This is a genomic window from Halomonas sp. Ps84H-12, from assembly GCF_024124725.1.
In the GTDB taxonomy this organism is placed as follows: Bacteria; Pseudomonadota; Gammaproteobacteria; order Pseudomonadales; family Halomonadaceae; genus Vreelandella; species Vreelandella aquamarina.
This window is the reverse complement of record NZ_JAMXSJ010000011.1, coordinates 27,940-52,327: the sequence shown is the minus strand read 5'-3', so window position 1 is coordinate 52,327 and position 24,388 is coordinate 27,940. Positions and strand designations below refer to the sequence as shown.

Below are 24,388 nucleotides of genomic sequence, written 5' to 3'. Positions count from 1 at the left end.
TGGATGACCTCATGACACTGCTGTGGATCGCCTTACTGCCGTTACTGGGCGTACTGGTGCCGGCACTGACTGCCCAACGCGGCCGCACTTGGTGCTCGCTCGCAACGGGCATACTGCCAGCAACAGCACTGCTACTTACGCTGCTGCAAATACCTGCCCTGATGGAGGGTGAAGCGCTGCGTTTTGCTGCCACCTGGATGCCCGCCCTCGGCCTGGAGCTTGCGTTTCGTCTCGATGGCCTGTCGCTGCTCTTCAACCTGCTCATTTTGGGCATTGGGCTATTGATTCTATTGTATGCCCATTTTTACTTGGCAAGCGATGAGCCTTTTGGACGCTTTTACGCCTTCTTGATGCTGTTTATGGCCTCGATGGTCGGCATCTCGATGTCCGATAACCTTATCCTGCTCTGGCTATTTTGGGAGTTGACCAGTCTCTCCTCCTTCCTGCTGATTGGCTTTTGGTCTTATCGCAGCGATGCCCGTAAAGGCGCGCGCATGGCGCTTACGGTAACCGGTGCAGGCGGCCTAGCACTGCTAGCAGGCTTACTGCTGCTGGGCGATATGGCGGGTAGCTACCGCATGGATGACGTGCTGGCCAGTGGCGCAATCATTGTGTCTGACCCGCTCTACCCACTCATGCTCGGGCTTGTACTACTGGGCGCATTCACCAAATCCGCACAGTTCCCGTTCCAGTTCTGGCTTCCCCATGCCATGGCGGCTCCCACGCCCGTTTCTGCCTACCTGCACTCAGCCACGATGGTAAAGGCGGGTATTTTCTTAATGGCCCGGTTGCATCCCGCCATTGCGGATAGCGCGCTGTGGAGCGTGGTCGTGCCACTGGTGGGTACCATTACGCTGCTTTACGGCGCGTGGTTTGCGCTGTTCAAAACCGACTTGAAAGGCATTCTGGCGTTTTCGACCGTCAGCCACCTGGGCTTAATCACCGTTCTGCTAGGGATTGGCAGCCCCATGGCTGTGTTAGCTGCGCTGTTTCATATTCTGAACCACGCTACCTTTAAAGCGGCGCTGTTCATGAGCGCGGGCATCATCGATCACGAAACCGGCACCCGGGAGCTGAAGCAGCTTGGCGGGCTCAAAAAGGCGATGCCCGTCACCGCACTGCTGACCACCTTGGCAGCTGCCGCTATGGCGGGGGTGCCGCTGTTTAACGGTTTCCTCTCGAAAGAGATGTTCTTTACCGAAACGCTCGCCACCCCGGTACTCGGCGGTTTGAGCTGGGTGCTGCCCGCTCTGGCGACACTGGGCGGCATTCTCTCCGTCGCATACTCACTGCGGCTGGTTCATGCAGTGTTCTACAAACCCGCCCGCGAGCAAACGCCGAAAGCTCCCCACGAACCGCCCCACCTGATGCGCTTGCCCGTAGAGCTGCTGGTGGCGCTCTGTGTGCTGGTAGGGCTATTCCCCGCCTTTTTCGCAACAGGCACTTTGGAGCTAGCCACCCAGGCAGTTCTGGGCGAACCATTGTCGTTCCATCTCGCCATCTGGCACGGCGTGAATTTGCCGCTGATGATGAGCTTGCTGGCCTTTGCAGCGGGCATTGCCATGTACTGGCGTCATGCCGATCTGCGCCGCTTTGTGCAGCCCTTCGCCAGTGTGGATGCGCGTCGCGTGTTCGAGCGGTTTATCATCACCGTGGGCTATCGCGCCGAGCAGATCATCACCAAGCTGGAAGGCAACTCGCTACAGCGCTATATGGGATGGTTGCTGGGTGCTGCCCTGCTGATGGGGCTGATCGGCCTTGCCAGCGTGCAAGAATTGACCGGCACCAAAGGCAACCAGCCGATAGATGGCGTGGTGCTGCTAGGCGCGGGCATGCTAATTTTTGGTGGTATTGCCACCGCAGCGACTCACCGCTACCGCTTAATTTCGCTGCTGATGCTGTCAGTAGTAGGGCTCTTTGTCGCCCTCACCTTCGCACGTTTCTCGGCCCCGGATCTCGCTTTGACCCAGCTATCGGTAGAAGTCGTCACCATGATTCTGCTGATGCTGGCGCTATTCTTCTTGCCACAAAAAACCCCCACCGAATCGAGCCCGTTGCGCAACGTGCGCGATATTCTGCTAGCCGGTGCGCTGGGGCTGGTGGTCGCCAGCTTGAACTACGCGGTGATGACCCGCGAAACGCTATCGATCTCCAACTTCTTCGTGGAGAACAGCAAGCCTGGTGGCGGCGGCTACAACGTAGTCAACGTCATCCTGGTCGACTTCCGGGGCTTCGATACCCTGGGCGAAATTACCGTACTGGCCATTGCAGGCCTAGCTATCTTCAAGCTGCTCAACCGCTTGCGTCTGTTCATGCCCCACAGCGACGGTGAAGGCCGTGCTTGGTCGCCGGATCGCTACCCGGCCATTCTGACGTCTATCTCAATGACGCTACTACCACTGGCGCTGCTGGTCTCGGCCTTCATCTTCCTGCGCGGCCATAACCAACCCGGCGGCGGCTTTATTGCCGGTTTGATCACTGCGGTTGCGTTGATCCTGCTGTACATGGCGCGGGGCGTTGAGTGGGCGCAGGAGCGTCTGAACTTCCCCTTCCAGCCGGTCGCCGTGGTCGGTGTGGCCATTGCCACGCTCACTGGGCTAGGCAGCTGGCTATTGGGCTATCCCTTCCTGACCTCGTCGTTTGGGTATTTTAGCCTGCCGCTGATTGGCACGTTCGAGCTTGCCACGGCCCTGCTGTTTGACCTGGGTGTGTACCTTGCAGTGGTAGGTGCCACGCTGATGATTCTGGCCAACCTGGGTAAGGTGACGACGCCACACCGCCCGGTGACCGACCCGAAAACGTCAGACACCCACGACACGCCGAATGAAAAGGAATCCCACTAATGGAAATGCTCTACGCCATTACTACGGGCATCTTAACCTCCTGCGGGCTCTACCTGACGCTGCGTGGAAGAACGTTCCCGGTCGTTGTGGGCCTGACGCTGCTCTCCTACGCGGTCAACCTGTTCCTGTTCTCCATGGGCGGGCTGACGACGGACGGTGCTGCGCTGGTGAACGAAGGCTCTCAGTTTGCCGACCCGCTGCCCCAGGCGCTGGTTCTCACCGCTATCGTCATCGGCTTTGCCATGACGGCGTTCGTCGTCATTCTTGCCATGCGGGCGCGCAGCGAAGTGGGTAACGACCACGTGGATGGTAAAAAGGAAGACCGCGAATGATTCAGCATCTAATTGTGTTGCCCGTGGTACTACCCCTGGTCGCGGGTATTTTATTGCTCTACCAGCGCCAGGGGCTGGTGCACTACAAGCGCGCTGTGAGCGTTATTGCCACCCTGCTTCTGCTGCTGGTGTCGATTGCCCTGGTGCGCCAAGCCGCCAGCGGTGAGATCACCTATTACGCCCTAGGCGACTGGCAGCCACCGTTTGGCGTAGTGCTAGTGCTCGACCGCCTCTCCGCGCTGATGGTGCTGCTCACGTCCCTTCTAGCCGTGGGCGCCGTGGTGTTTGCCTGCGGTGGAGACGACGAAAAAGGCAGCAACTTCCACGGTTTGTTTCAGTGGCAGTTGCTAGGCATCAACGGCGCGTTTTTGACAGGGGACTTGTTCAACCTATTTGTCTTCTTTGAAGTGCTGCTGCTGGCCTCCTACGCGCTGCTGCTACACGGTGGTGGCAAAGCGCGCATTCAGGCCAGCGTTCACTATGTAGTGCTTAACCTAGCGGGCTCGTCGCTATTTTTGATCGCCGTGGGCATTCTGTATGGGGCTACCGGCACACTCAACATGGCGGATATGGGCTATAAGCTTGCTAGCCTGCCCGCCGAGCGTGAGGGCTTAGTGACCGCAGGGGCGCTAATGCTGCTGGTCGTCTTTGGCCTCAAAGCCGCTATTTTGCCGCTCTATTTCTGGCTCCCCCGCGCCTATGCGGCGGCACCTGCCCCGGTGGCAGCGCTGTTTGCGATCATGACCAAGGTGGGCATCTACGCCATTCTGCGGGTCTATTCGCTGATTTTTGGCGAGCAGGCTGGCGGACTTGTGGCGCTAGAGCAGCCTTGGGTGTGGTGGTTAGCGCTGGCCACCTTGGCAGCCGCTGGCGTTGGTGTGATGGCCGCTCGCGATTTGCGCCTGCTGGTAGCCTACTTAGTACTGATTTCGGTCGGCACGCTGCTGGCGGGCGTCGGCATGCGCTCAGCAGAGGCCACCTCTGCCCTGCTCTACTACCTAATTCATACCACGCTGGTCACCGGTGGCCTGTTCTTGCTGGCTGAGATGATTGGCCTGCAGCGAGGCAAGCCGGGTACGCGCATCGTTAAAGGGCGTCCGCTGGTACAGGGTAACGCCCTGGCGATCACCTTTTTCATTGGTGCGATTGCCGTGGTGGGAATGCCGCCACTGTCAGGGGCACTGGGTAAAGCGATGGTGCTAGTAGCCGCAGAAGGCACTCAGCGCGTGTGGCTATGGCCACTGCTGCTGCTCGCCAGCCTAGCATCACTCATCGCGCTCTCCCGTGCAGGCTCTACGCTGTTTTGGCGCAGCCACCGGGGCAGCCCCAGCGGTAGCCCTCTTTCGCGCTACCAATGGTTCGGTATGCTCTGGCTACTCAGCGCCGCGCCTTTACTGGTGGCGTTTGCCGGGCCGGTGAGCAGCTACACCCAAGCCACCGGCGAGCAGCTCGCCAACCCACAGCTGCTAATTGAAACGCTGCTGCCCGATGCAGGAGAGACGCCATGATTACCCCTCGCAAATGGCTGCCCACCCCAGTTCTTTCGATACTGCTGCTGTTGGTGTGGCTGCTGCTGGTGCGCAGCTACGCCTTTGGCCAGCTCGTTCTGGGGGGTGCGCTGGCTATTCTGATCCCTTTGTTAACCCACCGCTTTTGGGATGCTCGGCCACGGATCAGCAAGCCTATGATGCTGCTGCGTTTTGGCCTGCGGGTATTGGGCGATATCGTCACCGCCAACTTTGAGGTCGCGTACCTGATCGCTAACCCATGGCGCAAGCTAAAGCCTCACTTCATCGAGTATCCTCTGATGTTGGAGGAGCGTTTTACCATCACGCTGCTGGCCAGCACGATCAGCCTGACCCCGGGCACCGTTTCGGCCAACCTGCGAATGGATGGCAAATCCCTGCTGATTCACGCACTGAACGTGGATGATGAAGAAGCGCTCATTGAGCAAATACGCGAACGCTACGAACGGCCGCTCAAGGAGATTTACGAATGCTGAGTATTGCGCTCTATATCACCTTAGCGCTGGTGGTGATGGCCCTGCTAATGAACCTTTATCGGCTTACCGTAGGCCCCGATCTCCCTGACCGGGTACTGGCGCTGGACACCATGTACGTCAACTCCATCGCGCTGATCGTATTGCTCGGCTTGTGGCTCAACAGCAAGACTTACTTTGAGTCAGCGCTGTTGATCGCCATGCTTGGCTTTATCAGTACGGTAGCCGTGTGCAAGTACATTCTACGCGGGGATATTATTGAATGAGCCCGATTAATGAGGTGCGTTTATGCCATTCTTAGTTGAAGCGCTGATTTCCCTACTGTTAATAGCGGGAGGCGTGTTTGTGTTTATAGGCTCGCTAGGCATGGCACACCTGCGCGATTTCTATATGCGCCTACACGGCCCTACTAAAGCCACTACGTTGGGCATCGGCTGCATGCTGATTGCTTCCATGGGGTATTTTTGGAGCGCCGATGGTAAGCCGGATATCCAAGAGCTGCTGATTACGCTGTTCCTGTTTATTACCGCCCCAGTAAGCGCTCACCTGCTGGCCAAAACCGGCTTGCATATGCAGTTAAAGCACAGCCAAAAAACCCAGGGCAAACCGGTCGAGTTGCGCCCTGAAGAGGTCGGCGAAAAGCCGGTACCTCACCCGGACAAAGGGCACGGCTAAGCTTCGCTGCCCTATTTTCTCAAGCGCTGGCAACCGCCAGCGCTTTTTATTGCCCGCTATGCTAAACCGCTGAGCGAGCACCAAAAGTGTCAGCCTCACGCATGATCTGCTCTCAAGAGAAAGTAGTGGCGGATGCCACTTTCCGGTAAGCTCTTGCCGATTGATTTTTTGTGGTGAGGTACATCTATGTGGAGCCTACTCAGGCTATCTGCACTTTCATTATCCGCCTTGGTACTCGTAGGCTGCTCCGACCCGAAAGTCGATACGAGTTCCATGCCTGCAGCGGTGGTCTCAATCGAGAAAGTGCGTGAGTCGCTGCCCACCTATAAGCGCGACGAGTTTGATACCGCGCTGAAGATCATAGCCATGTCATCGTTTAACGGTATCGATCTCTTTAACCCCCAACGCATGAACGCTGCTGAAATTGCTGAATCGGCTAATGCCTATATGCACGGGCTAACGGGCGACGAAATTATTGAGCGCGCTGACGAGATGCTGCGCCAGCGGCGTGCACGAGAGCGGGAGCAAGCACTGCGCACGCTTAACCGGCTAGAAGCCAAACAGGACAGCGCCCAGCGCGCCCAAGAGCATTTAGCGCAAATCAGCATTGATAATGCGCGTTACTACATCAGCACCAGCCCCTACGGCGCACTGGAACCGGTGATTGAGCTAACGGTGACGAACGGCTCTGAACACGCGGTTGCAGAGCTCATGCTGCACGGCGTACTGAAAAGCCCTAACCGCGAGGTGGCCTGGGTGGATGAAACATTCTACTACGTTATTTCCGGCGGCCTAGCGCCAGGGGAAAGCGCCACCTGGAGCCTCGCCCCTAACCGTTTTGGCCCCTGGGGCAACGATCAAATACCGCGTAATGCCGCACTGACACTAACACTGCTCGGGGTTAACAATAGCGAAGGTGAACCGCTATGGGATGCCCCCGCGTTAACCGATAACGAGGCCGAGCGGCTTGAGGAACTGCGCGCTGAATATGGCGGAGTAAATCCGCAAAGAGCGGCGAATTAAGCAAACGGCGGTGCTTAGCACCGCCGTTTGCTTACTAGGTGAGTACACGGTGGTTAAATCAAGTCGGCTTCACCGTAGCCCAGCAGATACAGCACGCCATCCAGCCCTGCCACGGAGATCGCCTGACGCGCTTCGGCACGCACGAGGGGTTTAGCGCGGAACGCCACGCCTAGGCCAGCTTTCGCCAACATCTTCAGGTCGTTCGCCCCATCACCTACGGCGACGGTTTGCGCTAAGGCTACCCCTTCCCGCTCGGCAATTTGCTGCAGTAGCGCGGCTTTACGCTCGGCATCGACAATTGGCTCATGGACCGCACCGGTAACTTTGCCATTCTCAATCACCAGCTCGTTGGCGTGGATTTCATCAAACCCAAGCCGCTCCTGCAGGTAACGGGCAAAGTAGGTAAAACCGCCGGATAAAATAACCGTACGGAACCCCAAACGTTTCAGGTTCGCCATCAGACGCTCAACGCCATCCATCAGCGGCAGTTCTGTAGCAATATTCGCCAATACCGACTCATCCAGGCCTTCCAGCTTGCTCATACGCTCGCGGAAGCTGGCCTTAAAATCCAGCTCGCCGCGCATGGCGCGCTCGGTGACTTCCGCCACCTCGTCGCCTACCCCGTGACGGCGCGCCAGCTCATCAATCACTTCCGCTTTAATCAACGTGGAGTCCATATCAAAACAGACCAAACGGGGTGCGGCACCGCCCCGCTGGTTCCGTTGGACCACCATATCCACACCGAGGGTTTCACTCAGCTCCAGCGCCGCATGGCGAAGGGAGGTTAATTCACTGGATGCGCCGCTCAAGTGCAGCTCCACACAGTCGATAGGCTCGCCTTTTTCCGTATCGGCAAGCCGCTGACGGTGCTCTTCCTGCAGGCCAAACTGCGCCATCAGCGCGGCCATGTGCGACTCAATATCCGCCGTTAAGCGCGGTGCCAATACGGTTAACAGAACATCCCCGCGTGCCATCCGTTACTCCCCTGCTTCTAAACGATCAACTTTTTGGAAACCACGCGGCAGCTTGCTGCCCCTTCTGCCACGCTCCCCACGATAATACGCGAGATCATCCGCCTTGAGGGTCAGTTTGCGCTTACCCGCATGAATGATCAGCTCTCCGCCTTCCGGCACAATGGCGATATCACGCAGGAACTCTTCGCGCCGCGCCGCCCGGGGGCCGGGGATATCGAGCATCTTGTTGCCCTTGCCCTTGGCCATCTCGGGCAGCTGGTCCAGCGGGAAGAGCAGCAGCCGCCCTTCGTTGGAGACCGACGCCACCCACAGCGATTCGCCTTCCGGCACCTCCACGGGCGGCATGACGCTGCAGCCTTTCGGCACGCTGAGCACGGCTTTACCCGCTTTGTTTTTGCCGGTGAGCGCTTCGAGCTGGGCCACAAACCCATAGCCGCCGTCGCTGGCCAGAAGATAGCGTTGGGTGGGCGGCGCGAGCATCAGACCCGCCATCTGCGCCCCCCCTGCCACGTTCACCCGACCGGTTACCGGCTCTCCCTGCCCTCGGGCGCTGGGTAAATTGTGCGCCGCCAGGGTATAGGCGCGGCCTGTATCGTCCAGCAGCACCAGCGGCTGGTTGGTTTTACCCCGAGCGGCTAGTCGGAAACGATCCCCCGCTTTGTAGGAGAGCCCTTCGGGGTCGATATCGTGGCCTTTGGCAGCACGAATCCAGCCTTTATCCGACAGCACGACGGTAATCGGGTCGGCACCTAGCAACTCCACCTCGGAGAGCGCTTTAGCCTCGCTGCGCTCCACCAGCGGCGAACGGCGTTCGTCGCCGTGCTCTTTACCCGCTGCGCGGATCTCTTTCTCGATCAGCGTGGTGAGCTTGGCTTCGCTACCCAGCAGCCCCTGCAGGGTTTTACGCTCTTTTTCCAGCTCATCCTGCTCGCCGCGAATCTTCATCTCTTCCAGCTTGGCAAGATGGCGCAGACGCAGTTCAAGGATCGCTTCAGCCTGACGCTCGGTCAGGCCAAAGGCGCTCATCAGGGCAGGCTTGGGCTCATCCTCTTCGCGGATGATGCGGATCACCTCATCAATATTCAGGTAAGCGGTCAGTAGGCCTTCTAAAATATGCAGGCGATCTTCCACTTTGCCTAAACGGTGCTCAAGGCGGCGACGCACGGTGGCACGGCGAAACCGCAGCCACTCACCCAGCATATCGGTCAGCGGCATCACCCGTGGGCGGCCATCTAGGCCGATCACGTTCATGTTCACCCGCACGTTCTTTTCCAGATCCGTAGTGGCAAACAGGTGCGCCATCAGCGCTTCGACATCCACACGGCTCGAACGTGGCTCAATCACCAAGCGGGTCGGCTCTTCATGGGTCGATTCATCGCGCAGGTCGGCCACCATAGGCAGCTTTTTCGCCTGCATTTGCGCGGCGATTTGCTCCAATACTTTGGCACCGCTGACCTGATAAGGCACGGCAGTAATGACGATATTGGCGTCTTCACGTACATAGCGGGCGCGTAATTTGACCGAGCCTCGGCCAGTCTCATAGAGCTTACGCAGATCCGCTTTCGGCGTGATGATTTCTGCATCCGTCGGGAAATCCGGTGCAGGCACGAACGCCATCAAATCCGTCGTGGTGGCCTCGGGATGACGCAGCAGGTGGCAAGTGGCTTCCACCACTTCCGAGACGTTATGGGGCGGAATATCGGTCGCCATGCCCACCGCAATACCGGTGCCGCCGTTGAGCAGCACGTGGGGCAACCGCGCGGGCAGTACTACAGGCTCTTGCATGGTGCCATCGAAGTTCGGCGCCCACTCCACGGTGCCCTGGCCCAGCTCGCTGAGCAGCACTTCGGCAAATTTGGAGAGCTTGGCCTCGGTGTAGCGCATCGCCGCGAAGGATTTCGGGTCGTCGGGACTACCCCAGTTACCCTGGCCATCCACCAGCGGGTAGCGGTAGCTGAACGACTGCGCCATCAACACCATGGCTTCGTAACAGGCGCTGTCTCCGTGGGGGTGAAACTTACCCAGTACGTCACCGACGGTACGCGCCGACTTTTTGTACTTGGCATTGGCATGCAGCGCCAGCTCGCGCATGGCGTAGATGATCCGCCGCTGAACGGGCTTCATGCCATCGCCAATGTTGGGTAAGGCGCGGTCTAGAATGACGTACATCGAGTAGTCGAGGTACGCTTTTTCGGTGTAATCGCGTAGGGACAGACGCTCGACGTCGCCCTCCGCTACCTGAATATCCATGGTCATCGGGGGTTATACCTCTATGTCTGCGAGGTTGCCGTAATCTTCTAACCACTTTTTACGGTCGCTGGCGCGCTTTTTGGCGAGCAGCATGTCCATCATTTCCAGAGTGCCATCTCCTTCGTCCAGCGTGAGCTGAACGAGACGGCGGGTTTCCACGGCCATGGTGGTTTCGCGCAGCTGTAGCGGGCTCATTTCACCCAGGCCCTTGAAGCGCTGGACGTTGGGCGTGCCGCGTTTTTTCGCTAACTGTTTCAAAATGGCGGCTTTCTCGCTCTCATCCAGGGCGTAATGCACCTCTTTCCCCAGATCAATCCGGTACAGCGGCGGCATGGCAACGAAGACATGCCCGGCATCGACAAGGGCGGGGAAGTGTTTGACGAACAGCGCGCAGAGCAGCGTGGCGATATGCAGCCCGTCGGAGTCGGCATCCGCGAGGATGCAGATCTTGTGATAGCGCAGCTTTTCGAGGTCGGCGCTGCCCGGGTCAGCACCAATCGCCACGGCAATGTCGTGAACTTCTTGAGAGCCATAGATATCGTGGGTTTCGACTTCCCACGTATTGAGGATCTTCCCGCGCAGAGGCAGGATGGCTTGGGTGTCGCGATTACGCGCCTGCTTGGCACTGCCGCCTGCCGAGTCACCTTCTACCAAAAACAGCTCACTCAGCGCTGGGTCCTGGCCAGAGCAGTCCGCCAGTTTGCCGGGCAGTGCCGGGCCGGAGGTCACTTTCTTCCGCGCGACCTTCTTCGATTTCTTCTGACGCTGCTGGGCTGCGCTGATCACCATCTCCGCTAGCTGCTCGGCCTGCTCGATATGATGATTCAGCCACAGCGAGAAGGCGTCTTTCACCACGCCTGATACAAACCCGGCAATGGTGCGCGAAGAAAGTCGCTCTTTCGTTTGGCCGGCAAACTGTGGGTCAAGCATTTTCACCGAAAGCACGAAGGAAGCACGCTCCCACAAATCATCGGCGGTGAGCTTGATGCCACGGGGCAGCAGGCTGCGGTATTCACAGAACTCCCGCAGAGCGTCTAGCAGGCCGGACCGAAAACCATTGACGTGGGTGCCACCCTGGGGCGTGGGAATGAGGTTGACGTAACTTTCGAGGAGCGCCTCGCCACCTTCCGGCAGCCACTGAATGGCCCAGTCCACGCCGTGCTCGTCGTCACTGAAGTGGCCTACAAACGGCTCCTTGGGCAGCACCTCATAGCCATCGGTGGCTTCGGCCAGATAGTCGCGCAGGCCATCGGCGTAGGCCCACTCGGTTTTGGTGCCATCCGGCTCGACCAGGGTGACCGAGAGCCCTGGGCAAAGCACCGCTTTGGCGCGCAGCAGGTGCTTCAGTTTGGATAGCGCGAGCTTCGGGCTGTCGAAGTAGCTTTCGTCGGGCCAGAAGCGTACCAGGGTGCCGGTGGCACGTTTGGCGGCTTTGCCGATTTCATGCAGCTCTTCGACCTTTTCGCCGTGCTCGAAGGCAATGGCGTGGCGGGCACCGTCGCGGGTCACTTCGACTTCCAACCGTCGAGACAGCGCATTGACCACCGAGACGCCCACGCCGTGAAGGCCACCCGAGAACCGGTAGCTCGTCGAGGAGAACTTACCGCCCGCGTGAAGCTTGGTCAGGATGAGCTCGACCCCGGAGACGCCGTGTTCCGGGTGCAGGTCGATCGGCATGCCGCGGCCGTTATCCTGGACTTCGATGGCTCCGTCGCTGTGAAGCACCACGCTGATGCTCGAAGCATGACCCGCCAGCGCCTCGTCGACACTGTTGTCGATGACCTCTTGGGCGAGGTGATTGGGACGTGAGGTATCGGTATACATACCGGGACGCTTTCGCACCGGCTCGAGGCCTGAGAGAACCTCGATCGAACTCGCGCCGTACTGGGAGGCATCAAACTGGGTCATGTAACGTCGGTTCCTGAAAAAACGTACTGAACAAAAGCGCACAGGCGGCCTGGTTGGGTGCCGTACAAAGGCAGTCACTAGTCCTATCAACGCGAGAGGCACACCGGAAGAGACCGCGCATAAAGGTACACAGGATAGCGGAAAAGCAAAAAGCTGTATATCCAGCCATATGAGTTGGGCGTCCTACTGCTGCTCTGCGGCCCAAAACGCTTCAATCAGCCCGCGGCTAGAGGCGTCCATGCGGCCAATATCACCTTCCCCGTCGATAATTGCCTGGGTATCGGTGGCAATCTGCTTGCCTAGCTCGACGCCCCACTGGTCAAAGGGGTTAATGTCCCAAATCACGGCCTGCACGAAGACTTTGTGTTCATACAGCGCTATCAACGACCCTAGCGTGGCAGGCGTGAGCTTATCCAGCAGCACCGTTGAAGAGGGCTGATTACCCCGGTAGCGCTTGTGTTCGGGGCGAGGGCCATCCTCTTCCAGCGCATCGTCGCCCAACATCAGCACACGGGACTGGGCAAAACAGTTGGCCAGCGCCAAGCGATGCTGCGACTTCAAATGGCGGCGGGTATCCAGATTTTCGACCTCATCGTAACGCTTAAGCGGCGCGATAAAATCGCACACCACCGGCTGCGTGCCCTGGTGAAGCAGTTGATAAAACGCATGCTGGGCATTAGGGCCCAACTGGCCCCACAGCACCGGGCAGGTGGAGTAGTTCACCGCTTGGCCCTGGCGCGTCACCGATTTGCCATTGGACTCCATCTCCAACTGCTCAAGATAGGCGGCAAAGTACTCAAGCCGCCCGTCGTAGGGCAGAATCGAGTGAGCGCGAATATCCAAAAAGTTAACGTTCCAGATACCTGCCAAGCCCAGTAACACCGGCAGATTGTCCTCCAGCGGTGCATCGCGGAAGTGGCTATCCATGGCATGGGCGCCCGCCAACAGTTCGCGGAAGTTCTCCATGCCAATTACCAACGCAATCGGCAGCCCAATGGTGCCCCACAGCGAGTAGCGCCCGCCGACCCACTCCCAGAACATCAGCTGGTGGTCCGGGGTAATCCCCCACTCGCTCATCTTGTCAGGGCTGGCCGATACACCAATAAAGTGCTGGCGCACAATCAGCTCTGCGCTGATCGGTTTGGCATGGGGGCTGGCTTCTGGCAGGTCGGCGTGCTGTGTAAGCCGCCCGATGAGCCAGTCGCGGGCCGTGTTGGCGTTGGAGAGCGTATCAATGGTGGTGAACGACTTAGACGAGAGCACAAACAGCGTGGTTTCAGGGTTGAACCGGCTGAGGTAGTCCGCCAGTTGGGAGCCATCCATCGTGGAGGCAAAATGCACCTCCACCGGGTGAATATCACTGGGGCGGTAATCCGCGAGGGCATGGGTAACCATCAGCGGCCCTAAATCCGAACCTCCCACCCCCAAATTCACTACGTGGCGGATGGGCTTGCCGGTGGCTCCGCGCCACTGGCCTGCGTGTAGCCGCTGCACCAGCCGCTCCATCTGCGCCAAGCTGTCATGCACGGCCCCCACAATATCTTCACCCTCGACTTCCAAGTGGGCATCTGCGGGCAAACGCAGCGCAGTATGCAGCGCTGGGCGGTTCTCACTGACGTTCACCCGCTTACCGCTCAGCAGCGCCTCGATGGCCCCGGGCACTCCCGCCTCTTGGGCCAGCGCCAGCAGATGCTCCAGCGTATCGTCGTCCCAACGCTGCTTGGAAAGATCGAGAGTGAGCCCCGCCACCTGACGCGTAAAGTGCTGCCAACGGCCAGGGTCATCCCCAAACAGGTTTTTCAAGTGGACATGTTTAAGCGCCTGGGCGTGCTGTGAGAGCGTTTGCCAAGCGGGTAGCGTATCGGGAGTTGCTGTTGCTGAAGCCATGTGCCTTCTCCTGTGGCGTCGTTCCGTGAGGCAGGAATCTGTGTTCATCAGGTCTGTTCTGTATTAACAAGGGCGCGTAAACTACGCAGCCTCATTAACCATCCTGGCTTGCCCATGAGTGATGCATCTTACCGCGACGCTATCTTTTCAACACCCCTAGACAAGGTGGCTAGGTTCTCCTTTGATGAACAGGTGGTCGCGTGCTTCCCCGATATGATCCGCCGCTCGGTGCCCGGCTACGGCCAAATTCTGGGTATGCTGAGCCTGATTGCCAAACGCCATCTGCGCCACGGCGCCCATGTTTATGATCTGGGCTGCTCGCTGGGCGCATCCGGACTCGCCCTGGCAGGCGCGCTGCCCGCCGATGCGTTCCGCTATACCGGTATCGACCTTTCCCCGGCCATGGCCGCCCGAGCCAAGCAGACCTTTCTCGATGAGTGCCCCGAGCACTCCATGCAGGTGGAAGAAGCCGATATTCGTACCTACGCGTACGCGCCTTCGGGGATGATCATTCTCAACTTCACGCTGCAGTTTCTGCCTCCCGCCGACCGAGATGCCCTGCTCAAGCGGCTTTACGACACGCTCGAGCCCGGCGGCGTGCTGATCTTGTCGGAAAAGACCGTCGATGCCGACGAGCGCGATAACGCTTGGCGGGTCGAACGCTATCACGACTTCAAGCGTGCTAACGGCTACAGCGATATGGAGATCAGTCAAAAGCGCACCGCGCTTGAGAACGTGCTGATTCCTGACACGCTGGATGCACTGCACGAGCGTTTGTCGCTGGCGGGCTTTCCCCGCTCCATGACCTGGTTCCAGTACCTGAACTTCACCTCGCTGATCGCTTTCAAGGAGGGTTAAGGTGGCGCTACTCCCCGACGATCACCGCGTGCTGTATCAAGCGTTTCTGGACCAAGCCGCCCAGGATGCCTCGCTGACGCCGTGGCTGGCTAAACTCCCCGATCATCTCGCCAGCGGGCTGGACCGCCAGCGCCACGGCGACCTCTCCGCCTGGGAAAAAGCCGTGGCCAAGCTGCCGCCATTGCCGGAAGAGCGCCGTGTGGATCTAAACAGCGACACGCTGACGGTAGACATCGATCTCACCGACAGCCAGCAGCGCCAGTGCTTCAATCTGCTGCGCAAGCTGGCCCCGTGGCGTAAAGGACCGTTCAACCTGGGTGGTATCGAAATCGACACCGAGTGGCGCTCTGACTGGAAATGGCAACGCGTCGCGCCGCATCTCGCGCCGTTGAAGTACCGCAAAGTGCTGGACGTGGGCGGTGGCAGCGGCTACCACGCCTGGCGGATGGCAGGCGCAGGCGCGGCTTTCGTGTTGGTGATTGACCCTTCGCCACGCTTTTACTGGCAGTTTCAGGCGGTGCGCCACTTTGTCGGCAACGCCGATGAAGGCCGCACACAGTTTCTGCCAGTGGGTATCGAGGACGTGCCGGAAAACCTGGGCTTCTTCGACACGGTGTTCTCCATGGGCGTGCTGTACCACCGCCCTTCGCCCCTTGAGCACCTGCAACAGCTAAAAGGCGCGCTGGCCCCCGGCGGCGAGCTGGTGCTGGAAACGCTGGTGGTAGAAGGCGATGAGCAAACCGTGTTCGTGCCCGGCGAGCGCTACGCCGCGATGCCCAACGTCTACTTTCTGCCCTCCTCCAAAGCCCTGTGCCACTGGCTGGAGCGCTGCGGCTTCACCAACGTGCGCGTAGTGGATGAAGCAGTCACCACGCTGGACGAGCAGCGTTCCACCGAGTGGATGACCTATCAGTCGCTGGCGGACTTCCTCGACCCAAATGACCGCACCCGCACCATTGAAGGCTACCCTGCCCCACGCCGCGCGGTGATTCTGGCAAACAAGCCGGAATAGTGAGTGATGGACGCCCAGCACTTTTAAACCAGTACTTTTAAACCAGTACTTTTAAACCAGTACTTTTAAATCAGTATTTTTAAATCAGCGCCTTAAAATCACCAGCCAGCGGCCCAGGTTCATCACGCTGGCTAGCGACGCGGCCACATAGGTAAAGGCGCAGGCGGTGAGCACGTGGCGGGCACCGGGCATGTCGTAGGGGGGCACGTACTCTTTTAGCAGTGGCAGCGCACGGTTAAAGCTAGCATCGAACTCCACCGGCAGCGTGACCAGATGCACCAGCGCGGCGGTGCCGAAGCTAATCACCGCCATAACGATAATCATCGCAAGTCCACCAGGTAGCCGCGTCAGCAGGAACAGAAACGGCGCGGCCATCATTAAAATAGCCCCCAGCTTTTCTGCTTTTTGAGCCACTCGCACCAAACGGCTACGGGCCAGCAGCGGCGCATAACCCTCATGGTGCTGAATGGCATGGCCCACCTCATGGGCAGCAACGGTGACTGCCGTGAGCGAACGGCCATCGTAGTGATCAGGCGCCAAGCGCACACAACGGGCTTCGGGATCGTAGTGGTCGCCCTGCTCGGTGCGTTCTACTCGCACTCCCTCCACACCCATACGGCGCAGCAGATGTTTGGCCAATTCCGCACCGGTACCTGGGTAATCATCACGCCCTCGGGTATGGCGCTTTAATACCCATTTTGCCCATAGGTTGGGCAGCACAAAAATAGCCAACGCCAGCACAATTAAGAGGATGAGCATCACAACACCGGAACCCGCCAAGTAAGAGAGACATCAACGCTCATTTTTACCACGAAAGGCGGGGGGAACACAGCTTAGTCAGGCTCGTTACGATGGGCTTCGACGTCGCGCTGAACCGCTTGCAGCCCGCGTGCGGAGATATAGCCTTTAGCGTGGGCATGCTCTGCCATCAAAATGCTATCTACGGCCAAGACCAGCTCACAATCGGTATGGGCTAACTCATCGCGCAGACGCTGAATGGCGGCTTCCCGCTGGGGGTCGCTGTCGACGCGGCGAATATAAATCGCTTTGATCCGATCCGGATAAGCTTTAACGACCTCCGTGTAGACTTCTGGATCATGCTGGCCGCTATCGCCAATCAAAATGCAGGGCATGTCATCATACAGCGCCAACATGCGGTCGATCAGGTCACGCTTATGATCCTCCGCTCGACGGGGCCAAGGCTTGCGCCAGGAGATCCCCCACTCCCGTAAAAACAGAATAGGACCCACTGGAATCCGGTTGATTTGGAAGAAAGCTTCCAACATTTCATAAATGGCCCAAGGGCCACGGGAGACATAAAGAATCGGCCGCTCGGCCTTTTCGGTCTGCCCACGGTAAAGCGCCTGATAGAGCGATGCTACACCGGGAAACGCCGTCCGTCGGTGAGGCTTGCGCACAAACAGTCGGTAAAGCATTTTGAGCTTTTCCGCCACGCCGGTGAACATCACCGTATCGTCGATATCGCTGATGACCAGTAGGTCCGCTTCCGGGGGCGGTACATACACTTCTACGCTGGTACGAATCGGAGGGTGCCCCTTGGCATGTACCAAAATATCAGCGCGATGCCAGGAAACATCGACCGGCAAAGGCGTACTAATCGGCAGGTGGGCATCAAAGTAGCCATCTCGGTCGGTGGTCATGCACAGCTCGTTATCACCCACGCGGATCTCTACTTTGGCACCGGACAGCCCACGACGGAAAACACGCCGGGCCACATCGGCCGTATCACGCAGCATGCCCCGCCTAGGAATGGCACGGCCGAGTGCCGCTTGGCGGAACACCCGGCCCATCACAAAGATTTCCCGCTGGGAACCGTAACCGCGGTAGGGGTGCACCATCATCCCGCTGCGGCCACTGTCCCGCTTCATCGGTTTTGCAACAACGTGGGCAAGCCTTTTGGCAAAGCTTGCCCACTGGTGATACCACGCCATTAAGCGTGCTGACCCGAGTGGCGCCCTTCCTGCAGCTCTTCCAGCAGCTTGGCGTTGAAGGCATCCAGGTCTTTGGGTGTGCGGCTGGTCACGAGGCCACTGTCGACCACTACCGGCTCATCCACCCAGTTCACACCGGCATTGCGCAGGTCTTGGGCGACACTCAGCACGGAGGTCATCTTGCGCCCTTCGACCACGCCAGCGTTAATCAAAATCCACGGCGCGTGGCAAATGGCGGCGACGGGCTTGCCCGCCTGGAAGAACGCTTTTACAAAGCTCAGGGCATCTTCGTTCAGGCGCAACTCGTCAGGGTTGAACAGGCCGCCGGGGAGTACCAGGGCGTGGTAGTCGGACTCGCTAACGTCTGCCAGTGCCTTGTCGGCCTCGTAGGTATCGCCCCAGTCGGTTTCTGCCCAAGCGCGAATGCCCTTGCCTTCCGGCGAGACAATATGCACTTCAACACCCTCTTTTTGGAGCGCCGCGCGAGGTACGCTCAGCTCGGACTCTTCAAAACCGTCGGTGGCTAAAATAGCAACACGTTTACCATTCAGTGCTTGATTCATCGTGCTCTCCTTTTCGTGATGATCTTTTCGTGATGAGGTTACGTCTACAACACCTCTCCAGTGTGGCGCATCTTATACAATCGTCAAGCGTAGAGACCGAATCAGACTAGTCGCTACGCGCTTAAGCGTTGTACAACACGCGACCTAGCTGGCTCACATCATACCCCCTTAGCGTACTCGCACGCTGGGCAAACCGGGGCTCTCTGGCAAATTCAAACAAGGCTTGGACGGCAGGCTCAAAGTAGCTGCGACGATGCATCACCAGATCAAACGACTCCTCCACCAGCGGGATAAAGTCCAGCTGCTGGCGTTGCGCGGCAGACTCCATCCCCAGCCCAACATCGGCTTCACCTTGGGCAATAGTCAGCGCTAAGTCGTCTTCGCTGAGCGCGGGATGGGCCGCCCATCTCAGCGCTTCGGGCGCAACGCCCGCCTGCTGCAGCAAGCAGTTCATGAGCTGCGCGGCCCCTGCGCCCGGCTGGCGGTGGGCAAGCATGGCTTTGCGCTTGGCAATGTCGCCCACCGTCCGAATGTCCAATGGATTCCCCGGCGCCAAGAGTAGCCCCTGGCGGCGCGTGGCCCAGTGCAGCACGATCAGATCGCGCACTCCGCCTAGGCCCAACGCAGCAGGTTCGTTATAGCGCCCAGAAGCCGCGTCGAGCAGATGGATCCCCGCTAGCATCGCCCTGCCTTTCAGCAAGCGGCGCACGCCGTCGCCACTGCCTTGACACAACGAGGCCAAGTCACTCCCGCTCTCTCGCACAGCCCACTCCAGCAGCGGGTCTTGGCTGCCCGCCAATACCGGCGGAGGCGGCTGCCGCTGCGCCTGGTCGCCTTCCAAGTGGCTAAGCACCCACATATCAATATGCTGTCGAGGAAACAGCAGCTTTCCCGTCGCACGGCTGCAGGGGATATGGCCCTGACGCACCAGGTCGTACACCTTGCGCTCTTTCAAACGCAGATAATCCGCCACCTCAGCGGTAGTCAAATAGTCGTTTGGCATCGCTCACCCTGCATTTAGCTGCGTATGGCTGCATATATTTCAGTAGCCAATGCATAACATCAAGTAAACGTACACTATGCAGCCTACTGAATACACTTTGCTCACCCGTTTCTTCCGTGGCCATCGCACTGGCATGTGCGCGACCCAACGCTTCTACATCAGGTACTTATGTCAGCAAGTGATAACCCTTTTTATACGGCGCTCGCGCTGATTCTGGGCATGGACTCAGATTTGATCGACATCGTGGTGCTCTCTTTACAGGTGTCGCTGGTCGCCGTGCTAATCGCCAGCGCCTTGGCGCTGCCAGTGGGAGCGGCGCTCGCCCTATGGCGTTTTCCTGGACGTAACGGACTGATCGTCGTACTCAATGCACTGATGGGGCTACCGCCGGTCGTGGCGGGGCTATGTGTCTATTTGCTGCTCTCCCGGGCAGGACCACTAGGCTCGTTTGGGCTGCTGTTCACGCCCAGTGCCATGGTAATTGCTCAAGTCATCCTAGTGTTTCCCATTATCGCTGCGCTGACGCGCCAGCAGGTGGAAGCCCTGCACCATGAGTACGCCGAGCAGCTACGTTCGCTGGGGCTGACCCAGCTACGCATGATGCCCACCCTACTGTGGGATGCGCGCTTTGGCCTGCTGACGGTGATTCTAGCGGGCTTTGGCCGGGCCAGCGCCGAAGTGGGCGCGGTGATGATCGTCGGCGGCAATATCGACGGCGTGACTCGGGTGATGACCACCAGCATCGTGCTGGAGACCAGCAAGGGGGATCTTCCCCTGGCGCTCGGGCTAGGCATCGTACTGCTGACGCTGGTCACCCTCATTAATGCGCTGGCCCATGCGGTCAGTGAAGCGGCCAAGAGGCGGTTAGGATGAACGCACCGCTCACCTCCTCTTTCACCTCAATGGCCGATGTGCCAGCCCTGCACTTTCAGCAGGCAAGCTTTACCCATCGTGGTCACGCCTTGTTGGTGCCCACCACGCTCACGCTGTCTGGCTGTCAGCGCACGCTGATCATGGGGCCTAACGGGGCGGGTAAAAGTCTGTTCATGCGTTTGGCTCACGGTCTACTCCGCCCTAGCAGCGGCCACGTTAGCTGGGAAGGCGCACCTCCCGTGCAGGCCATGGTGTTTCAGCGACCGGTGCTGCTGCGTCGCTCGGTGATCGATAATCTGATCTACGCCCTGGCCGTCAAACGCGTGCCTCGCCGGGAGCGTAAAGCACTCGCCTGGCAGGCACTGGAGAAGTTCGGCTTAGCAGCTCTGGCCAAGCGCCCCGCGCGGGTGCTGTCTGGCGGCGAGCAGCAGCGGCTCACCCTGGCCCGCGCTTGGCTGTTAACCCCTTCCGTGCTGTTTTTGGATGAACCCACCTCCGCCCTTGATCCCGCCGCCATTAAGGCGGTGGAAGATGCCGTGAACGAGTTTCACCAAAGCGGCACGCGCATCGTCATGACGACCCACGACCTGCATCAGGCGAAGCGGCTCGCCGACGATGTGCTGTTTATGTACGGCGGCCAGGTGCTGGAGCACACCAGCGCCGAGCGATTTTTCGACACCCCGACCTCCTCGCAGGCCAGGGCGTTTATCCGGGGCGAACTGGTTTGGTGACCCCCAATCAGCGTTGAACAACACCCAAAGGAGCAGACCGTGAAGACAACGACCACGCTTATCACCGCCAGCGTATGCACGACCGCCTTGGCCTGGAGTGCTTCGCCACTCGCGGATGACGACTTCATTACCCTCGCCTCCACGACGTCCACCGAGAACTCAGGGCTGTTCGATGCCATTATCCCCACGTTCACCGAGGCCACCGGCATCGACGTGCGCGTGGTGGCCGTCGGCACCGGGCAAGCATTTGAGATCGGCCGCCGTGGTGATGCTGACAGCCTACTGGTACACGATACGGCAGGCGAGGAGCAGTTCGTGGCGGACGGTTACGCCACGGAGCGTTTAGACGTCATGTATAACGACTTCGTGATCGTAGGCCCCAGCGACGACCCGGCAGGCATTAGCGACAGCGAGAGCGTGGCAGACGCCTTTGCGCGTATCGCCGAGAGCGGGTCACCATTTGCCTCACGAGGCGATGACAGCGGCACGAACCGCGCCGAACTGCGTTTGTGGGAAGATGCGGGCGTGACACCCCAAGGCGACTGGTACCGCGAGCTGGGCAGTGGCATGGGCCCGACCCTAAACACCGCTGCGGGTATGGACGCCTACACCTTTACCGACCGCGCCACCTGGGTCGCGTTCGATAATCCGCAAAACCTCACGCTGCTGTTCGAAGGTGACGAAGCGCTGTTTAACCAGTACGGCAGCCTGCTGCTCTCGGAAGAACGCCACCCGCACTTAAAGCATGATTTAGCCGCTCAGTGGCACCAGTGGCTCGTCTCTGAGGAGGGTCAGCAGGCGATTGCTGACTTCGAGGTAGGCGGCCAACAGCTGTTTTTCCCTAACGCCAAGTAGTCTTTTGCAGAAGAGCCTTTGGCGGTATTGGCATACACCGCCACTGAGGCAAACGCAACAAGGCCTGCTGCACCAAGTGCAGCAGGCCTTGTTTTATGGCTATAATTTTAGGATTATGATTTAGATAACGCGACGTCAGCTCAGCGGCTTAGCAATTCGCGAACATCCTTCGCTTCCCAATGGGGGAAGTGCTTGCGTACCAGCGCGTTCAGGTCACGCTCAAAGGCGGCCCAATCGGTGGTAGCGGCCTGTTCACGGGCGTTAGCCACGCCGCGAATCATACCGGCACCTACCGTCACATTGGTCAAACGGTCAATCACGATAAAACTGCCGGTACCCGGGCTAGTACGGTAGTCGTCTACCGGAATGGACGCCGTTAACTCCACCTCGCAGCGGGCGATGGCGTTCAGCCCCAGTGAATCGGTAGCGTGCTTTTCCAGCGTATTAACGTCGATCTGGTACTCAATGGCACTCACCTGCCCCGCTAAGTCGCGGGTGGCGAGCTTGATGTCGTAGAGCTTGCCGGGCGTGAGAGCGTCTTCATGCATCCACACGATATCAGCGTTGAACACGTTAGAGAGCGGAATTTCAGCATCGGCGCTCACGATCCAGTCGCCACGGGAGATATCAATCTCATCTTCCAGAGTGACGGTAATCGCTTGGCCTGGATACGCCGCGTCTAAATCGCCATCAAAGGTGACCACGCGTGCCACGCGGGACGTTTTACCGGAAGGCAGGACCTTCACCGCTTGCCCTGGGCGCAGGACACCGGCCGCCAGGGTGCCGCAATAGCCGCGGAAATCCAGGTTGGGGCGGTTAACGTACTGTACCGGCAAACGCAGGTCGGTGAGGTTTTGATCGCGGCTGATTTCGACGCTTTCCAGCAGCTCAATCAGCGTTTTGCCTTCGTAGCGCTGACTATCGTCAAAGTACCAGGGCGTTTGCTCGCTGGGGTTGACTACGTTGTCGCCGTTGAGTGCTGATATCGGCACGAAGCGGATATCCGGGGCTTTCAGGTTCTTAGCGAACGCCCGGTACTCCTCGACAATCTCGTTAAAGCGCGCTTCTGAGAAGCCCACCAAATCCATCTTATTGACCGCAATCACCAAGTGCTGAATGCCCAGTAGGTCGGCAATGAAGCTGTGGCGGCGTGTCTGGGTCTGCACGCCGTAGCGCGCGTCGATCAGAATAATCGCCAAGCTTGCGGTGGAGGCACCGGTCGCCATGTTACGGGTGTACTGCTCGTGCCCAGGGGTGTCGGCAATGATGAACTTGCGCTTCTCCGTCGAGAAGAAACGGTAGGCCACATCGATGGTGATGCCCTGCTCGCGCTCCGATTGCAGGCCGTCTACCAACAACGCAAGATCCACCGCATCCCCTGTAGTGCCGCTGGTTTTAGAGGCCTTGGTGATCGCCGCCAGCTGATCTTCAAAGATCATCTTGGAGTCGTGAAGCATCCGCCCGATGAGCGTAGATTTACCATCGTCGACGCTACCACAGGTAATAAAGCGCAGCAGATCCTTGTTTTCGTGCTCGTGCAGGTATTGCTCGATGTTATCGGCAATTAATGTTGATTGGTGCGCCATTAGAAGTACCCCTCACGCTTTTTCTTCTCCATGGAGCCGGCCTGATCGTGGTCGATGGCACGGCCGCTGCGCTCACTGGTTTTGGTCAACAGCATCTCTTGGATAATTTCCGGTAGCGTTGCTGCCGTGGATTCCACCGCGCCGGTGAGCGGGTAGCAGCCCAGGGTTCTAAAACGTACCCACTTCTCCTCCGGCACCTCGCCTGGGGCTAAAGGAAGGCGGTCATCGTCTACCATGATCTGCATACCGTCGCGCTCAACCACAGGACGTTTGGCGGAGTAGTACAGCGGCACAATCGGAATCGACTCAAGGTAGATGTACTGCCAAATATCCAGCTCGGTCCAGTTGGAAAGCGGGAAGACGCGAATCGATTCGCCTTTATTGACCTTGGCGTTATAGACGTTCCAAAGCTCAGGGCGCTGATTTTTGGGATCCCAACGGTGGTACTTGTCGCGGAAGGAGTAGACGCGCTCTTTGGCACGGGAGGCTTCTTCGTCACGACGCGCACCGCCGAAGGCAGCATCAAACCCATACTTATCCAGCGCCTGCTTGAGCGCCTGGGTTTTCATAATGTCAGTATACTTCGCGCTACCGTGATCAAAGGGGTTGATGTTAGCTGCCCGCCCCTCTTCGTTGGTGTGCACAATCAGCTCCATGCCCGCCTCTTCCGCCATACGGTCGCGGAAAGCGATCATTTCGCGGAATTTCCAGGTGGTGTCCACGTGCATCAACGGAAACGGCGGCGTGCCAGGGTAAAAGGCTTTACGCGCTAGGTGCAGCATCACCGAGGAGTCTTTACCGATGGAGTACATCATCACCGGGTTGCTGAACTCAGCCGCCACTTCCCGGATGATATGGATCGACTCGGCTTCGAGCTGCTTCAGGTGGGTCAGTCGGGCGGCATCCGGTGCAATAGGCACCTCTTGCGTCGCCGCCGACGGCGCAGAAAACTGGTTCATTACCTACTCCCTCACAAAACGGTGCTTGCTTTTATGGGTAGGGTAACGCTATGCCAATAATAACCCAAAAGAATTAATAACTATCTTTTTATACCTATAACGCCT

General features: G+C 58.8%; 22 protein-coding genes. 12 read left to right on the top strand and 10 right to left on the bottom strand.

Features of this window, described 5'->3' with window-relative positions:
* The first annotated feature begins 11 nt into the window (after positions 1-11).
* The 7 genes from NH344_RS07650 (at position 12) to NH344_RS07620 (ending at position 6,872) form a co-directional block, all read left to right on the top strand.
* Positions 12-2,843, top strand: coding sequence for a monovalent cation/H+ antiporter subunit A (locus NH344_RS07650; protein ID WP_253027728.1), 2,832 nt, complete (start codon positions 12-14; stop codon positions 2,841-2,843).
* Positions 2,843-3,175, top strand: a complete 333-nt coding sequence (locus tag NH344_RS07645) for a Na+/H+ antiporter subunit C (protein ID WP_044629077.1) — start codon at positions 2,843-2,845, stop codon at positions 3,173-3,175. Before NH344_RS07650 ends, NH344_RS07645 begins: the two co-directional genes overlap by 1 nt.
* Complete coding sequence (locus NH344_RS07640; RefSeq protein ID WP_253027727.1) at positions 3,172-4,683, top strand: monovalent cation/H+ antiporter subunit D; 1,512 nt, start codon at positions 3,172-3,174, stop codon at positions 4,681-4,683. The genes NH344_RS07645 and NH344_RS07640 overlap by 4 nt, the downstream gene beginning before the upstream one ends.
* On the top strand, positions 4,680-5,177 hold the full coding sequence (locus NH344_RS07635) for a Na+/H+ antiporter subunit E (RefSeq protein ID WP_044629075.1): 498 nt from the start codon (positions 4,680-4,682) through the stop codon (positions 5,175-5,177). Before NH344_RS07640 ends, NH344_RS07635 begins: the two co-directional genes overlap by 4 nt.
* Entirely contained in the window at positions 5,171-5,440 is a 270-nt protein-coding gene (locus tag NH344_RS07630) for a K+/H+ antiporter subunit F (RefSeq protein WP_044629074.1), read from the top strand. The genes NH344_RS07635 and NH344_RS07630 overlap by 7 nt, the downstream gene beginning before the upstream one ends.
* A gap of 22 nt (positions 5,441-5,462) precedes the next feature.
* On the top strand, positions 5,463-5,849 hold the full coding sequence (locus NH344_RS07625; RefSeq protein WP_044629073.1) for a Na+/H+ antiporter subunit G: 387 nt from the start codon (positions 5,463-5,465) through the stop codon (positions 5,847-5,849).
* A 186-nt stretch (positions 5,850-6,035) separates the two neighbouring features.
* Complete coding sequence (locus tag NH344_RS07620) at positions 6,036-6,872, top strand: DUF6694 family lipoprotein (protein ID WP_330165775.1); 837 nt, start codon at positions 6,036-6,038, stop codon at positions 6,870-6,872.
* Between the two features lie 53 nt (positions 6,873-6,925).
* On the opposite strand, the gene serB is transcribed toward NH344_RS07620, so the two are convergent.
* The 4 genes from serB to pgi form a co-directional block, all read right to left on the bottom strand.
* The gene (serB, locus tag NH344_RS07615; protein WP_044629071.1) at positions 6,926-7,846 is read right to left on the bottom strand and encodes a phosphoserine phosphatase SerB; all 921 of its coding nucleotides are present in this window, start codon (positions 7,844-7,846) and stop codon (positions 6,926-6,928) included.
* 3 nt (positions 7,847-7,849) lie between these two features.
* The gene (gene parC / locus NH344_RS07610) at positions 7,850-10,102 is read right to left on the bottom strand and encodes a DNA topoisomerase IV subunit A (RefSeq protein WP_253027726.1); all 2,253 of its coding nucleotides are present in this window, start codon (positions 10,100-10,102) and stop codon (positions 7,850-7,852) included.
* A 6-nt stretch (positions 10,103-10,108) separates the two neighbouring features.
* The gene (parE, locus tag NH344_RS07605) at positions 10,109-12,004 is read right to left on the bottom strand and encodes a DNA topoisomerase IV subunit B (RefSeq protein ID WP_253027725.1); all 1,896 of its coding nucleotides are present in this window, start codon (positions 12,002-12,004) and stop codon (positions 10,109-10,111) included.
* A gap of 183 nt (positions 12,005-12,187) precedes the next feature.
* The gene (pgi, locus tag NH344_RS07600) at positions 12,188-13,891 is read right to left on the bottom strand and encodes a glucose-6-phosphate isomerase (protein ID WP_253027724.1); all 1,704 of its coding nucleotides are present in this window, start codon (positions 13,889-13,891) and stop codon (positions 12,188-12,190) included.
* Between the two features lie 114 nt (positions 13,892-14,005).
* On the opposite strand from pgi, the gene cmoA reads away from it, so the two are divergent.
* Entirely contained in the window at positions 14,006-14,749 is a 744-nt protein-coding gene (cmoA, locus tag NH344_RS07595; protein ID WP_253027723.1) for a carboxy-S-adenosyl-L-methionine synthase CmoA, read from the top strand.
* 1 nt (position 14,750) lies between these two features.
* On the top strand, positions 14,751-15,761 hold the full coding sequence (gene cmoB / locus NH344_RS07590; protein WP_253027722.1) for a tRNA 5-methoxyuridine(34)/uridine 5-oxyacetic acid(34) synthase CmoB: 1,011 nt from the start codon (positions 14,751-14,753) through the stop codon (positions 15,759-15,761).
* 84 nt (positions 15,762-15,845) lie between these two features.
* Here cmoB and NH344_RS07585 read toward each other — a convergent pair whose 3' ends face one another.
* From NH344_RS07585 to NH344_RS07570, 4 genes are all read right to left on the bottom strand, one after another.
* Positions 15,846-16,520, bottom strand: a complete 675-nt coding sequence (locus NH344_RS07585) for a zinc metallopeptidase (protein ID WP_253027721.1) — start codon at positions 16,518-16,520, stop codon at positions 15,846-15,848.
* A gap of 74 nt (positions 16,521-16,594) precedes the next feature.
* The gene (locus NH344_RS07580) at positions 16,595-17,713 is read right to left on the bottom strand and encodes a phosphatase domain-containing protein (RefSeq protein ID WP_137093458.1); all 1,119 of its coding nucleotides are present in this window, start codon (positions 17,711-17,713) and stop codon (positions 16,595-16,597) included.
* Entirely contained in the window at positions 17,713-18,276 is a 564-nt protein-coding gene (locus tag NH344_RS07575; RefSeq protein WP_044629063.1) for a type 1 glutamine amidotransferase domain-containing protein, read from the bottom strand. Before NH344_RS07575 ends, NH344_RS07580 begins: the two co-directional genes overlap by 1 nt.
* 121 nt (positions 18,277-18,397) lie before the next feature.
* Positions 18,398-19,279 carry a helix-turn-helix transcriptional regulator gene (locus tag NH344_RS07570; RefSeq protein ID WP_253027720.1) on the bottom strand — a complete coding sequence of 294 codons (882 nt, stop codon included), beginning with the start codon at positions 19,277-19,279 and terminating at the stop codon, positions 18,398-18,400.
* A gap of 168 nt (positions 19,280-19,447) precedes the next feature.
* On the opposite strand from NH344_RS07570, the gene NH344_RS07565 reads away from it, so the two are divergent.
* Genes NH344_RS07565 through NH344_RS07555 form a run of 3 tightly spaced genes read left to right on the top strand, consistent with a single transcriptional unit; the run spans position 19,448 to position 21,738 of the window.
* A complete protein-coding gene (locus tag NH344_RS07565) occupies positions 19,448-20,152 on the top strand; it encodes an ABC transporter permease (RefSeq protein ID WP_228168665.1) in 705 nt (234 codons plus the stop codon).
* Positions 20,149-20,883, top strand: coding sequence for an ATP-binding cassette domain-containing protein (locus NH344_RS07560; protein ID WP_213262937.1), 735 nt, complete (start codon positions 20,149-20,151; stop codon positions 20,881-20,883). Before NH344_RS07565 ends, NH344_RS07560 begins: the two co-directional genes overlap by 4 nt.
* Before the next feature lie 39 nt (positions 20,884-20,922).
* Positions 20,923-21,738: a substrate-binding domain-containing protein gene (locus NH344_RS07555; protein ID WP_089674822.1), complete on the top strand. Its 816-nt coding sequence runs from the start codon at positions 20,923-20,925 to the stop codon at positions 21,736-21,738.
* Between the two features lie 140 nt (positions 21,739-21,878).
* Here the strand turns inward: NH344_RS07555 and cysN are convergent, their stop codons facing one another.
* Both cysN and cysD read right to left on the bottom strand, forming a co-directional pair.
* Positions 21,879-23,324, bottom strand: coding sequence for a sulfate adenylyltransferase subunit CysN (cysN, locus tag NH344_RS07550; protein ID WP_253027719.1), 1,446 nt, complete (start codon positions 23,322-23,324; stop codon positions 21,879-21,881).
* Positions 23,324-24,283, bottom strand: coding sequence for a sulfate adenylyltransferase subunit CysD (cysD, locus tag NH344_RS07545; RefSeq protein WP_172416297.1), 960 nt, complete (start codon positions 24,281-24,283; stop codon positions 23,324-23,326). The genes cysN and cysD overlap by 1 nt, the downstream gene beginning before the upstream one ends.
* Positions 24,284-24,388: the final 105 nt, after the last annotated feature.